This window comes from Streptomyces sp. CA-251247, assembly GCF_050952975.1.
GTDB classification, from domain to species: Bacteria; Actinomycetota; Actinomycetes; order Streptomycetales; family Streptomycetaceae; genus Streptomyces; species Streptomyces achmelvichensis.
Genome location: NZ_CP191861.1, coordinates 7176378 through 7189547, shown reverse-complemented (window position 1 = coordinate 7189547; position 13170 = coordinate 7176378). Strand labels below are relative to the sequence as shown.

The 13170-nt window shown below is 71.5% G+C and carries 10 protein-coding genes; 1 reads left to right on the top strand and 9 read right to left on the bottom strand.

What is annotated here, in order from left to right:
* Positions 1 to 12 precede the first annotated feature (12 nt).
* The 3 genes from ACQPWZ_RS32065 to ACQPWZ_RS32055 all read right to left on the bottom strand — a co-directional run bounded on the left by ACQPWZ_RS32065 (position 13) and on the right by ACQPWZ_RS32055 (position 3721).
* The gene (locus tag ACQPWZ_RS32065; protein ID WP_433573121.1) at positions 13 to 759 is read right to left on the bottom strand and encodes a PIG-L deacetylase family protein; all 747 of its coding nucleotides are present in this window, start codon (positions 757 to 759) and stop codon (positions 13 to 15) included.
* A gap of 109 nt (positions 760 to 868) precedes the next feature.
* Positions 869 to 2167 (bottom strand): alpha/beta fold hydrolase, encoded by a 1299-nt coding sequence (locus ACQPWZ_RS32060; protein WP_433573120.1) that lies wholly within the window; start codon positions 2165 to 2167, stop codon positions 869 to 871.
* Positions 2168 to 2242: 75 nt separating this feature from the next.
* Positions 2243 to 3721 carry a cellulase family glycosylhydrolase gene (locus tag ACQPWZ_RS32055; RefSeq protein ID WP_433573119.1) on the bottom strand — a complete coding sequence of 493 codons (1479 nt, stop codon included), beginning with the start codon at positions 3719 to 3721 and terminating at the stop codon, positions 2243 to 2245.
* 186 nt (positions 3722 to 3907) lie between these two features.
* Between ACQPWZ_RS32055 and ACQPWZ_RS32050 the strand changes: the two genes are divergently transcribed.
* Positions 3908 to 5071 carry an ABC transporter ATP-binding protein gene (locus ACQPWZ_RS32050; protein ID WP_433573118.1) on the top strand — a complete coding sequence of 388 codons (1164 nt, stop codon included), beginning with the start codon at positions 3908 to 3910 and terminating at the stop codon, positions 5069 to 5071.
* Between the two features lie 103 nt (positions 5072 to 5174).
* Here ACQPWZ_RS32050 and ACQPWZ_RS32045 read toward each other — a convergent pair whose 3' ends face one another.
* The 6 genes from ACQPWZ_RS32045 to ACQPWZ_RS32020 form a co-directional block, all read right to left on the bottom strand.
* A complete protein-coding gene (locus tag ACQPWZ_RS32045; protein WP_356700624.1) occupies positions 5175 to 6179 on the bottom strand; it encodes a hypothetical protein in 1005 nt (334 codons plus the stop codon).
* A gap of 42 nt (positions 6180 to 6221) precedes the next feature.
* On the bottom strand, positions 6222 to 7502 hold the full coding sequence (locus tag ACQPWZ_RS32040) for a TRAP transporter large permease subunit (RefSeq protein WP_433573117.1): 1281 nt from the start codon (positions 7500 to 7502) through the stop codon (positions 6222 to 6224).
* A gap of 5 nt (positions 7503 to 7507) precedes the next feature.
* Positions 7508 to 8143 (bottom strand): hypothetical protein, encoded by a 636-nt coding sequence (locus ACQPWZ_RS32035; RefSeq protein WP_340476757.1) that lies wholly within the window; start codon positions 8141 to 8143, stop codon positions 7508 to 7510.
* On the bottom strand, positions 8140 to 10269 hold the full coding sequence (locus tag ACQPWZ_RS32030; RefSeq protein ID WP_433573116.1) for a hydantoinase/oxoprolinase family protein: 2130 nt from the start codon (positions 10267 to 10269) through the stop codon (positions 8140 to 8142). The genes ACQPWZ_RS32035 and ACQPWZ_RS32030 overlap by 4 nt, the downstream gene beginning before the upstream one ends.
* A 101-nt stretch (positions 10270 to 10370) precedes the next feature.
* Positions 10371 to 11978, bottom strand: a complete 1608-nt coding sequence (locus ACQPWZ_RS32025; RefSeq protein ID WP_433573115.1) for an FAD-dependent oxidoreductase — start codon at positions 11976 to 11978, stop codon at positions 10371 to 10373.
* Between the two features lie 43 nt (positions 11979 to 12021).
* Positions 12022 to 13122 carry a LacI family DNA-binding transcriptional regulator gene (locus ACQPWZ_RS32020; RefSeq protein WP_433573114.1) on the bottom strand — a complete coding sequence of 367 codons (1101 nt, stop codon included), beginning with the start codon at positions 13120 to 13122 and terminating at the stop codon, positions 12022 to 12024.
* Positions 13123 to 13170: the final 48 nt, after the last annotated feature.

Sequence of the window (13170 nt, the reverse complement as noted above, 5' to 3'; positions counted from 1 at the left end):
GTACCTCCGCCGTCAGCGGCCGAACAGCTCGAAGGCGACGGCCGGGCGGCCGCCGAACCGCGCGCCGACGGCTTCCGCACTGCCGATGAGGAAAGTACGGCAGTACTCCTCCGGATCCTCGTCGGTCAGGACCTCGATGTAGCTGCGGTGCTCCAGGAGCGAGCGGACCGAGCGTTCGAGGCCCGCGGTCGCGTCGACCGCGTGCGTGGGCGTGGTGGAGCCGGCGATCGCCACCCAGCGGACGCCGTTCCACGGCTGGAGGCCCTGCTCGGAGATGAGCTCGGGGAAGATCCAGCGGTTTCCGGCGTCCCCGGCCGCGTCCAGCGTCGCCCGGCCCACCGCCCGGTGGTCAGGGGTGTTCCAGGCGACACCGCCCCAGGTGTCGCGGTGGTTGAGGGTGATGACCAGTTCGGGACGGTGGCGCCGGATCGCCGCCGCGATGTCCCGGCGCAGCGGGACGCCGTACTCGATCACGCCGTCCTGATGGTCCAGGAACTCCACCGAGGACACCCCCACGACCGCGGCGCTCGCCCGCTGCTCCCGCTCACGCAGCGGGGCGCACTCCGCGGGCGCGATGGTGTCGATGCCCGCCTCGCCCCGGGTGGCGAGGAGATAGGAGACCTCGCGCCCGCCATCGGTCCAGCCGGCGATCGCCGCGGCACAGCCGTACTCCAGGTCGTCGGGGTGCGCGACGACGGCCAGTGCTCTGTGCCAGTCGTCGGGCATCGGTTCCAGCTGATCCGTCACGGGAGCGCTCATGGCCGCAGGATACGTCGCTGACCTGGCGTCAGCACGGCTCGGCGAGTGTGCGGTTCTGACCTTCCCGGGTGCTGCGCGGAGCAGCGGCGCTCCCCGGCGGGCCGGCGGATCAGAGCTCCCCGCGGGCCAGGCCGAGCAGCCGGTCCAGGACCCGTGAGCCGCTCGCCCGCACCCCGTCGTGCTCGTACTCGTCCGTGACCCAGGTGCGCAGCCCGCGGATGGTACGCGCGGTCCGCAGCGCATGCTCGGTGTCCACGTACATGTCGTCGTGGTAGACGGCCGCGGCGACCGGTACCTGGTTGGCGGCCAGACGTGTGGCGTCGTACAGCGGTTCCCAGTCGGTGCGGGCCGCGAGCGCGTCGGCGCATTCCCGCAGCGGCCGCAGGGCCGGGTCCACCTCGAAGTGCCAGGGGTGTACGGACTCCCCGGTGAACAGCAGCGGACCGTCGCCCGCGAGGGCCGTGGCAGTGTCGAACTGCGGGAACTCGGCACGCACCCGCTCGGCCGCCCAGTCCGTCGCCCGCTCGCCCTGGGCATAGATCGCCTCGTGCAGGACGGCGTAGAGCGGATGCGCCGCGAAGGACAGCGTGGCCAGGACCGCCTCCTGGAAGGCGTCCGAGAGTTCGTGCCGCCGGCCCACGCGGACGAAGGCGCTTTCCAGCAGATAGTGCAGTTGGTGGCTGCCGTCGCCCGACCCGAGAAGGATGCCCAGCGACTGGAAGGCCTCGGGGGTGAGCGTGTAGCCCCCGGGCAGGACGGTCGGGTGCTCGGCGAGGTGGGCGGCGATCCGGCGTGCCCGCCGGATGTCCTGCGGGTAGCGGGCGTAGTGGGCCTCGGCCTTGCGCTGGATGCGGGGGTACGCGGCGCGGTAGACGTCGTCCGCGGAGGCGTCCAGAGAGGGCAGTCCCCCGGTGACGAGCACGGCGCTCAGCCCGTGGGGCGCCGTGGAGAGATAGTGCGTGGCGCAGAATCCGCCGAAGCTCTGGCCGAGCACGGTCCACGGCGCACCGCCGGTGAGGCGGTGCCTGACGACCTCGCAGTCGCGCACGATGCTGTCGGCCCGGAAGCCGGCGAGGTGCTCGGCCTGGGCCTCGGGCCCGCCGCGCTCCGCCAGCGTCTGCCGGTTCTGCGGACCGGAGCGGCCGGTGCCGCGCTGGTCGAGGAGGAGGACGCGGTACTCCTGCACCGCGCGGCCGAGCCAGGCCTGCCGGCCGATGAAGCGGCGGGCGCCGAAGCCGGGTCCGCCCTCCAGATAGACCAGCCACGGCAGCTCGTCCCCGGCGCGTGACCCGGCGACGACCTCGCGGCCGAACAGTTCGAGCTGTTCGCCGCCCGGGTCGCGGTGGTCGAGAGGGACGGCGAAATGCCGGTCGGTGAGGACGACTCCCGGCTGGCGGTATGTGCTCACTGGTGCTCCTGTTCTGTACGCCCCACGCCCGCCCATGGGATCACATGGGCGGGCGCGAGTCGCAGGGAACGGAGGTCAGCCGGTCGGGAAGTTGTCCGCGGACCGGATCCGGTCACGGACCCACACACCGGCGGGCTTCAGGGGCCCGGTGCCGGTCCAGGGACCGTTGCTGTTGCAGGTGCCGTCCTTGAAGACGGCGCCGGAACGGCTGTCGTCGGAGTAGTTCCAGTTGACCCAGCTGATCTTCTTGCTCGCCATCAGATCGATGTACTGCTGGGAGCGGGTGAAGTTGTTCCCGCCGTCGCCGGAGGCCGTCTGGGTGCCGAACTCCGTGACGAACATGGGCAGTTTGTCGGCCGCGCGCGAGAGCGTGTCGAGGTACTCGCTGTCGTGCGACGCCGCGTAGAAGTGGAAGGTGTACATGATGTTGGACGCGTTGACCGGGCTGTTCACGATCTCGGTCTCGCTCGCCCCCTCGGAGACACCGAGGGAGGACCAGGCGCGGGTGCCGACGAGGACCGGGGTGTCCGGGTCGTTCTGCCGGATGACCGGGATGAGCTGCTCGGCGTAGCTCTTGATCCGCGACCAGCTCACTCCGCTGGGCTCATTGGCGATCTCGTACAGCAGGTTGTTCTTGTTGCCGTGGCGCTGGGCGATCTCGGTGAAGAACGTCTTGGCACGGGCGAGGTTGTGGTGGGGGTCGCCCGGGGTGAGCATGTGCCAGTCGACGATCGCGTACATGCCGCGCGCGGTGGCCTGTTCGATGATCGAGTGGACCATGTCGGTGAACCTGCGCGGGTCGGTCTCGTAACCGCCCTCCTGGATGTACATGGAGATGCGCAGGACATCGGCGTTCCAGTCGGTGGCCAGGGCGTTCAGCGAGCCGGTGGTCACGCACTGGTTGTACCACTGGAGCCCGTGGGTGGACATGCCGCGCAGCTGGATGGGCTTGCCGTACTGGTTGCAGAGCTTGGTGCCGCAGACCTTGAGTTGTCCGTTGATCTCCACGGGGGTCCGGCCGGCGGGCGGCGGGCCTGAGGCGTCGGTGGCCAGACTGTCCACGTTGGGGCCGCCGTTGGCGGTGGTCGCGGTGGCCCGGACGGTGTTGGCTCCGGCCCTGAGGTCGGCGGTGACGGTGGCGGTGTTCCAGGAGGTCCAGGCGCCGGTGCCGGGGAAGGCCCGGCCGGCGGCCACGACGGCTCCGTTGACGGTGATGTTCATCGGACGGTTGACCGTGGTGCCGTTGGCGTAGCGGAGGGTCAGCGTGGTGCTGCCCGCCTGTGCCGCGTTGACGGTCCACTCGACATGACTGCCGGTGCTGTTGTTGTAGTTGACGAAGCCGCTGCCGGTGAAGCCGACGTGGTTGGACTCCACCACTCCTTGCGAGACGACGGCGTTCTCGGCCTCGTGGGTGACGGCGGCCGCTGCTTCCGGGGCCTCGGCGGCCGTGGGGGCTGCCGGTGCGGTGGGGGCCGTGGTGAGGCCGAGGAGCAGAGCGGCGGCGAGGGTGCCGACGCCGCCGAGTGAGCGTAACCAGTTCCTTGACGGTCTCATGGGTCTCCGTTGCCTGTTCGTGAGGGGGGCCCGGACTAAAAGGAAACTTTCCTAACCGGATGGAATAGCAGCCCGGGTCCCCCGCTGCAAGGGCCATGACAAGAATGATCGGCAGCTGTGATCGCGCGTGACTCGGACAGTCGCGGCCCGTGTGCGCGGCCGCGGACCCGCTTCTAGCGTGAGGACATGATCCGGTTCGAGCAGGTCAGCAAGGTCTATCCGGACGGCACGACCGCCGTCGACGGCCTGTCCTTCGAGGTCGCCGAGGGGGAACTGGTCACGCTCGTCGGCCCCTCGGGCTGTGGCAAGACGACCACGATGATGATGGTCAACCGGCTGATCGAACCGACGTCGGGCCGCATCTTCGTCGACGGCAAGGACATCTCGGGTGTCGACCCCGTCGCACTGCGCCGCCGGATCGGCTACGTCATCCAGCAGGTCGGCCTCTTCCCCCACCGGACCGTCCTCGACAACACCGCGACCGTCCCCGCGCTGGTCGGCTGGAAGAAGGCGAAGGCACGCGCACGGGCGGCCGAACTGCTGGATCTGGTGGGCCTGGACCCCACGACGTACGGCTCCCGCTATCCGTCGCAGCTCTCGGGCGGCCAGCGCCAGCGGGTGGGTGTCGCCCGCGCCCTGGCCGCCGACCCACCGGTGCTGCTGATGGACGAACCGTTCGGCGCGGTGGACCCGGTGGTGCGCGAACGGCTGCAGAACGAGTTCCTGAGCCTCCAGGCCACGGTCCGCAAGACGGTGCTCCTGGTCACCCACGACATCGAGGAGGCGGTACGGATGGGGGACCGTATCGCCGTGTACGGAGAGGGGCGCATCGAGCAGTTCGACACCCCGGCGGCCGTACTCGGGACGCCGGCAACCCCGTATGTCGCGCACTTCGTCGGTGCGGACCGCGGGCTGAAGAGGCTCTCGGTCACGGTGATCGAGGAGGACGATCTGGAGCAGCCGCCGGTCGCGCGTCTCGACGAGACGGCGAGATCGGCCGCGGACCGGCTCCGCGAGGAGGACTCCCGCTGGGCGGTGGTGCTCGGCCCGGGCGGCGAGCTGCACGGCTGGGTCTCCGCGGACGCCCTCACGATCGCCGGCGAGCAGGGCACGGTCGGCGGCCTGGCCCGCCGGATGGAGGCGTGGGTACCGCTCGGAGCGCCGCTGAAGCAGGCGTTCAGCGAGATGCTCCAGCACGACGCGGGGTGGGTCGCCGTGGTGGACGGCTCCCGCTTCGTGGGAGTACTCACCCCGGCGAAGCTGCACGAGGCGCTGCGCCGTTCCGTGGACGCGGACGCGCAGGGAGTGGGGCGCGACGAGGTGGACTTCGACTCGGTGTCGGACGCGTAGGGCGGGACGGTCGCGGGGCGGGTGCTCGGTGCTCGGTGCTCGGTGCTCGGTGCTCGGCCGGAGGGTGCGGGGCCCGGCGCTCGCCCGGGCCCCGCAGCGGCCGCTACAGAGCCCGGGCGAGCGCGATCGCGCCCTGGAGCCGTTCCCCGGCCTCGTAGACCATGTACCCGACCCCGTCCTGCGTACCGAACGACGGTGCCGCGACCCGTCCGTTGTCCGGTGCCCCGTTCAGGGAGTTGTGGAAGACACCCAGGTGGTTGCGGCGGCTGAAGTCCTTGCCCACCTCGGTGATCATGAGGTCGCCGCCGCTGCCCTTGTCCTTGTTGTAGACGACGTACGCGCTGCCGCCCCGGGTCAGCAGGTGAGGACCCCCGATGTTGACCGCGCCCACGTCCAAGTGCCGGACCAGGGGGCGCTGGTCGAAGGTGAAGGTGCGGCCGTCGGGTGACCAGCCCCAGCAGATGTCGCGGTGGTTGGTCGTGTTGTTGAGCATGAAGAGCATCACGTACCGCGCGCCCTTAGCCGGCAGGTCGTGACGGAAGACCCGGGCGTAGGACGTCTCCGTGGTGCCCGCCGGCATCATCGAGGTGCTCAGCACGACCTTGTCGTACGTGAAGTGGATGCCGTCCTTGGAACGGGCGAGGCGCGTCGTGGTGTTCTCGCCGTGGAAGTACAGCCACATCTCCTTCTCGTCCTCGTTCCACAGGACATGCGGGGAGGAGACATGGCTGACCCGGTAGTGGGGCTGCCAGTTGTTCGAGACGATCGGGTTGGCCGGGTACTCCGTGTACGGGCCCTCCAGCGAGTCGCTGTGTGCGAGACAGATGCCGCCGGGGGCGTCATGCGGCGCGTAGTAGAGGTAGTAGCGGCCGAGCGGCGCCGGGACGCGGCCCGAAGTACCCCGGATGCAGGGGAAGATGATCTCGCCCGTGGGGTTGTACCGCAGCTGCGAGGGCGTCAGCAGGGTCTTGAGGTAGCGGTGGTCGGGGAATCCGCCGGGGGCAGCGGCCGCGGTGCCACCGGCCGCTCCGCCGACCGCGAGGACGGTGGCGGTGGCGGCCGCACCGCGCAGGACGTGGCGGCGGGTGGGGCGTGGGGGCTCGTTCATGTCGTGACTCCGTCCCGGGAGTTGATGCCGGTGATGGGTGTGTCAGAGATAGGTGGCGGCGGTGACGCAGAAGCCGCCGAGCGCGACGGCCCAGACGTACGGCAGGGTCCGCAGCATGACCTGTTGCGGGGTGACCCCGGAGTACTGGGCGCTCCACACCGTCTGCGTACTGGTGGGATCGGCGACGCCGAAGACCTGGTTGTAGGAGGTGGCGAGGCCGAGCACGGCGGTGGCCGGGTAGATGCCCGCGGCGATGAGGACGCCGGCGATGCCCGCGCCGAGTCCGAAGACATTGAGCGGGCCGCGGTACAGGCAGAGCGGAACCAGCAGGGTGAACACGATGACGAACAGCACCGCGTTCTGCGGGCTGACGGCCTTGACCAGCGGTTCGAGCGCCTCGACCGCCCCGGGAAGCTTCACCGCCGCGAGCAGGATGCCGATCGCGATGAACAGGGCGATCGGTGGGGCCGCGATCTCGAACCCGCCGTACAGGGTGCGCAGCAGCCGCTTGTTCATCTCGCCCGGGCGTGTGGTGGTGACCAGGGCGTAGAGCACCCCCGCCAGCAGCGACGGGATGATGGCCACCTCGAGGCCGAGGGCGAGCACCAGGGGCACGACCGGAGTCAGCAGCGCGTACCAGGGCGCGTCCCCGAGGTGTTCGCGACGCGAACGCGTCTTGGCAGTGGGGGACTTGAGCGACCAGGCGTGTTCGACACCCCGGCGGCGCGACTCCACGAGGACGAAGGCGACGGCGGCGATCAGGGCGAACGGGAACAGCTTCACCATGAAGCCGCGGACGGTGGGGACCGGCAGTTCGAGTGCCGTGGAGAAGAACTGCCAGATCGGGAGCTCGAAGGGAATGCCCACGGCGATGCCCATGAGGATCGTGCCGGCCGCGGTGACCTTGGGAATACCCACGGCGATCATGGCGGGGATGCCGATGATGCCGGCGAGCATCGCCGCGGGGGCGGACCCGGTGACGGTACCCACCAGGGCGGAGACCGCGAGGACGCCGAGCGCGACCACCGTCGGCCGGTCGCCGCCGAATTCGACGATCTTCCGGACGAGGGTGCCCGCGATACCGGTCTCGTCCAGCAGCTTGCCGAGCCAGGAGCCGAGCAGCACCGCGATCATCGTCGCTGCGAGCGCCGGGGCGCCCTCCTGGAGGACTGTGTCCAGCACGCTCTCCTTGCCGGTGAGCGGGGCGCCGGCGGCGAAGGCGATGACGACGGCCAGCACCACGAGAGCGAAGGCCGTGGGGAGTTTGCGTGCGAGCATCGCGGCGACACCGGCCGCCATGACGATCAGGATGACGATGCCCATGGCGGTCAGTTCTCTCTTCCGTACGAGGCGAGCGCGGCAGTGAGCAGGAGGGGACTGCGGCCGAGTCCGCAGACGGTGCGGGCATGCGCGTGGGCGGCGATCTCCTCGGCTCCCGCGACATGGCCGAGGACCCGGTGGCGGCCGATCCGCAGCACGACATGCCCCAGCGACCGCTTCAGCGCGGCCTTGGGCGGTCCGTGGTGGAGCTGTTCGTGCACGGCTTCATGGGCGAGGGCGGCGGCGCGCACCGAACCCTCCGGGTACCAGTGGCGCCAGCCGCGACGCTCGATCAGCTCTTCGGCGAGGGCGAGGGTGTCGGTGTAGAGCTCGACCGTCGGCGTGGGCCGGGAGGTGTAGCGGGCGAGCAGGCCGAGTTCGAGACCGCCGTCGCGATCGATGACCCGGGCGCGGGACGGCGTTGACGGGACGGCGGACCCGAAGTCCTCCGCGGCGCGCGCCCAGGCACGCAGCAGGGCACGGTCACGGCCCTCGTGCGTGGGTGTCGCGGCGAGGAAGTCGGTGGCGAGGTCGAGGTCGTCGGCTGCTTCGAGCCGGGCGATCACCTCCGGTGCGGCCGCGCTCGCTGCCCTCGGGCGGGGCGCGCCCGTCTGTGCCGGCGCGGTGTGGCGCGTCGCGGTCATGACCGCACCTCCAGGACGGCGACGACGGGCTCGTCGGCGGGGCGGTCGCGCAGCTCGCTGCGGGCGAGGGCGAGGAGCGGTTCGGGATCGAGTACGCCGGAGAGGTCGGCGATCCTCGACCCGAGCAACAGCCGGACGGCTGGAGCGCGCACTCCGCCGTCTCCGTACGAGGTGGTCTCCCGCACCAGTGCGGCCAGCACATCCCCCGCCCGGGCCACCGTGGTGGACTCCACCTGTGCGTCGGCCACATGGAGCCTGACCACACCGTCGGCGTCGACGACCCGGACGGGGCGAAGGGTGGCGCGGAACCGGCGGCGGGTCCGCGTGCCGTACACGCTGTGCGCGGGGGTCCCGGCCAGCTTCAGGACCGCGGACGGGTCGGCCTTGAGACTGGCCGCCGCCGTACGCAGCCGCTCGGCCTCGTCGGCCCGGTGCGCCCGGTCCTGGGTACGCAACTCGGTCGCGCCGGTGGCGACGGCCCGCACGGTACTGGTCTGGGGGTCGACCGTGACCTCGACCTCGACTCCGTCGGCGGCAGCGCCCTGGGCGACGACGGCCGCCTCGGCCTCGGCCCGGACCGCGAGGATCTGTTCCTGTCCGGCTCCCGGGATGATCCGCTCGACCTGCTCACGGACGAGGGCGAGCGCGACACCGATGGGACTGATGACCTCGTTGTGGCGGGCGATCCTGCCCTGCATGCCGCTGACGGAGGCCAGATGGGGGGTGACGGCGGCCGCGCCCCCTCCCCCGCCCACGAGCACGGCGGTGTCCTCGTCGAGCCGGTAGTCGCGGATCATCGCGTCCACGACGGTGCGGACCTGTGCCGTGCCCGCGTCGAGGATGCGGGCGGCGGCCGTCGCGACATCGACGCCGAGACGGGCCGCGAGCGGGGCGACGGCCGCGCGGGCGACCTCCTGGTCGCAGCGGGCGAAGTCTGAGGCGGGGACCCGGCCGAGCGCGTTGGCGGCGCAGGTCATGGTGACGGCGTACCTGCCGCCGGCCGCGTCGAGCACGGCGTAGTCCGCCGGATCGCCTTCCATCGGCCGGACGGTGGTCACCATCGCGTCCCGCAGGTCGTCGAGGGTGGCGTAACAGGCGTACGGCAGACCGGCGATGTGCGCGCTGCGCGGGCCGACGCCGATGATCCTCGCGTCGCCGATGCGCACCATCGACCCGCCGCCGACACCGACGGTCCGGACGTCCAGGGCGTTCAGATACGACGTCCGGCCGAGGACGGTGGCGTGCCGGACGGCGACCTTTCCGCGCCGTACGACACTGATGTCGGTGGACGTGCCGCCGGTCTCCAGGAACACGCCCTCGCTGATCCGTTCCTGCATCAGCGCGCCCGCGACACCGGCCGCCGGTCCCGACAGCACGGTCAGCAGCGGCCTGCGCCGCATCTCATCGAGCGACATCACACCGCCGTCGCAGCGCATCACCATCAGCGGGGCGCCGACGCCGGCCTTGGTGACGGCGGCGTCGACGAGATCGGCGGTGGCCAGCATCCTCGGCAGGATCGCCGCGTTGACCACGGCGGTGCGGGTCCGCTTGTGCAACCCGTACAGCGAGGTGATCTCGTGCGCGGCGGTCATCGGCAGGCCGTGGGCGCGCGCGGCCTCCAGCACGGCCGCCTCTCCCTCGGGCCGGTCGACGCTGAACGGCTCACTGGCGACGAGGACCTGGGCGCCCTCTGCCACCACGGCGTCGACGGCGGCCCGGACCGCGCCGGTGTCCCCGGGGTCGACGACATGGGCGTAGGCGAGGGGAAGTCTTTTGCCGGGGGTGAGTTGGAGCTTGCGCAGTGCGGCGAGCCGACGGGTGAGGAACGCACCGGGACCGGTGCCGACGCCGATCAGTCCGACGGTGGCGACATCGCCCTCCAGCAGGGCGTTGGTAGCCTGGGTCGTGCCGTGGGCCAGGAAGGCGATGTCCTGCGGGGCGTGTCCGGTCTGCTGGAGCAGCCGGTCGAGCGCGTCGACGATGCCGTGGGCGACACCGTCCTCGTGATGGTGGCTGGTGGGGACCTTCACCTGTCCCAGCAGTTCCAGGGTCGCGGCGTCGACCGCCACGGCGTCGGTGAAGGTTCCGCCCACGTCGATGCCGACGCGGATGCGGTGGGTGGTCATGGTTGGGCACCTCCTTGTGCGGGTCGGCGGAGCCGCGGGCGGGCCGGGTGGGACAGGTGGAGCTGTCCCGCCCGGCGATCCGCCGCACGGCCCGTCGGCGGTCAGTAGCCGCGTACGTCGGGCCAGTGGCGCTGGACCCCGTCGCGGTCGAGCAGCCGGGCGAACTCCTCGAACCTCTTGTCCTCGGACTGGACCTGGTGCGGTTCGACTCCCTCGGCCAGGCAGTGGGCGGCGAGGGCCCCGGCGACCTCGCCGGCGTTCCACTCCACCGGGTGGAGCCGGTAGCAGCCGTTGGTGATGTGCGTGGTGCCGATGTTCTTGCCGGCGGGCAGCAGATTGCGGACACGGCGCGGAAGCAGAGCGCCGAGCGGGATCTCGAAGGGCACCGATCCGATGTCGATGTAGTTGTCCCCGCCGGTGGAGGGATGCAGATCGATGCGGTAGCCGCCGACGCCGACGGAGTCGCGATGCCGTGTGCCGCCGTACGGTCCGACGAGGTCGATGGCGACGTCGTGTTCGGTGACGGTGGTGACGGCCTTGATGCGCCGGGACTCGCGGAGGTAGGGGGCCTTGGCGAGGCCGTCGGCGGTTCCGGTGACGTCGGGGCGGATCCGCAGCCCGGGGAAGCCCGTCCCGCCGTCCTGGCGGGGAGCCGCCGTCTGGAGCCAGTACAGGAGCGACAGCGACAACTGCCGTGCCCCGCGCAGCGCTTCGGTCTCCTCGCCGATGAAGGGCTTCAGCCAGTAGTCGTTCAGGGGCCAGTTGACGAGGGTGATGTCCGAGTCGAAGGCCCCCGGCCGGTGCAGCTTGCGGGCGAGGATGCGGCGGAAGCCCCATAGTTCCTTGTCGCCGGCGTCCGCGCTCTGGTCCGCGGTGACATCGAGCGGGTCCAGAGCGGGGTTCGGTACGAAAGTGCGCGGCACGGACTCCAGCGAGCGCGGATCGGGTGCCTCGAAGCCGAGCAGCGGTCCGGGCCAGAAGTCGGGACGGTAGGAGCTCCAGAAGTCGTGGTCGGCCGGCCGGTCGATCGTGTGGTCCTCGCCCTCGTGGTGCGAGAGCGCGAAACAGACCGTGATGCCCTGCTGGTTGAGGGGGTCGGCCCGGTCGGGGGCGTGCGGCTCGTCGAACTCGGCGCGGGACTCGGCTCCGACGGCGTGCTCGACACCGGCGAGTTCGAGCACTTCACCGGTCTCGGTGGCGTCGACGACGTATCGCGCCGTGATCGTACGGCGGCCGCCGTCGCGCAGATCGTCGAGTGTAACGGACCGGACGACATCGTTGTCGGACTCGGCGGCGACGGGCCGGTGCTCCGTCAGCAGGGTGAGACGGCCCGCAGCGCGGTGCGGCGCCAGCATCGACTCCAGCACCGCCAGCGCCACACGCGGCTCGTGGCAGAGCTTGCTCACCCGCCCGGCGCCCGGGTTGAGCCGGCTCAGTGCGAGCGCCTCCGACCGCAGCGGGTACCAGCGGCGGTAGTACTCCCGGATGCCGTCGCGCAGCGCCCGGTAGGACGCCGTGGTGCCGAACTGCTCGACCCAGGGGTGCTCGTCGGGCGGCACGGCCTGAGAGGTGAGCTGGCCGCCGATCCAGTCGGTCTCCTCGGTCAGCACGACGGTGCGCCCGGCACGGCAGGCGGCGAGTGCCGCTGCCACACCGCCCAGTCCGCCGCCCACGACGAGGATGTCGGGTTCGGGTATCTCCGGTATCACGTATCTCCTTGTGCTCGTTCGGTGCTGCGGTGCTGATGCGGACTCAGGTCCCGGCGGGCGGCGGCCCGGCAGTGGCGCCGGGCCGGAAGACACAGGTCACCAGGGGTTCGTCGGCGGCCTCCCCGGCCACCAGGGCGGCGAGCATGCGGACGGCCGCCGCGCCCAGGGCGGGGCGCGGGATGTCGAACCCGGTGGGCTGCGGCCCGTCGGCGAGATCGGCCGGCGGGCTGCCGAGGAGAGCGAGCGAGGCGTCGCGCGGACACGCGATCCCCGCGTCCCGTACCGCGCCGCGCAGTGCTCGCCAGGCCGCGCCCGTGTCGGTCTCCTCGGCGACGAATGCGGTGACACCGTCCGCGAGCCAGGCGCGCAGCCGTCCCGCTCCGAGGTCCCGCTGCGGGTCCGCGGAGCGGAAGACGGCGGCGGGCCCGGCCGGCAGCCCGGCTGCTTCCAGGCCCTTGAGAAAGCCGTGCTCACGATCGGTCGAGGCAGGGGCGTCGTCGTCCTCCCGGACCAGAACGATGCGCTCGTGCCCCGCCCGGGCGAGGTGGTCGACTACCTCACGGCTGGCGCTGACATAGTCGGCGCCGACCCAGGCCAGGCCCTCCAGTTCGTCCCTGCGTCCCAGGTGGACCACGGGATATCCGTCGGCCACCAGCCGGCGCAGTTCCGCGGCGGGTGCGTGGCGGCCGAGGAAGAGGCAGCCGTCGGCGAGTCTGACGCGGCTGAGCGCGTCCGGCCCGCCGGCCCCCGCGCCACCGCTGCTGGACCCGGTGAAGAGCACCAGGTCGTAGCCGCGGGCTGCGGCCTCCTGCTCCACGCCGACCAGGAAGGGGTAGTACGAGTGCTGGACGTCGGTGGGGAAGGTGGCGGTGAAGCTGAAGACGCCCAGCAGGTTGTTGCGCACGGCCGCGAGTCTGCGGGCCGCCGGGTCGGGCACGTACCCCAGTTCGCGGGCGGCGTCCAAGACCTTCTGCCGGGTCTCCTCCGAGATCGCCGCGCCCTGCTTCTTGTCCGCCAGGACCAGCGACACCGTGGCCTGCGAGACACCGGCCAGCCGTGCGACCTCGGCCTGCCGCGGCCGGGACGTACGGCCCGCCGGTGCGGGCGTCCGACCGGGCCTGACACGCTTCCGGGGTTCCTCCACCCTTGCTCCTCCACGTAGTTAATGCGTATTACTAATGCGCATTAACGA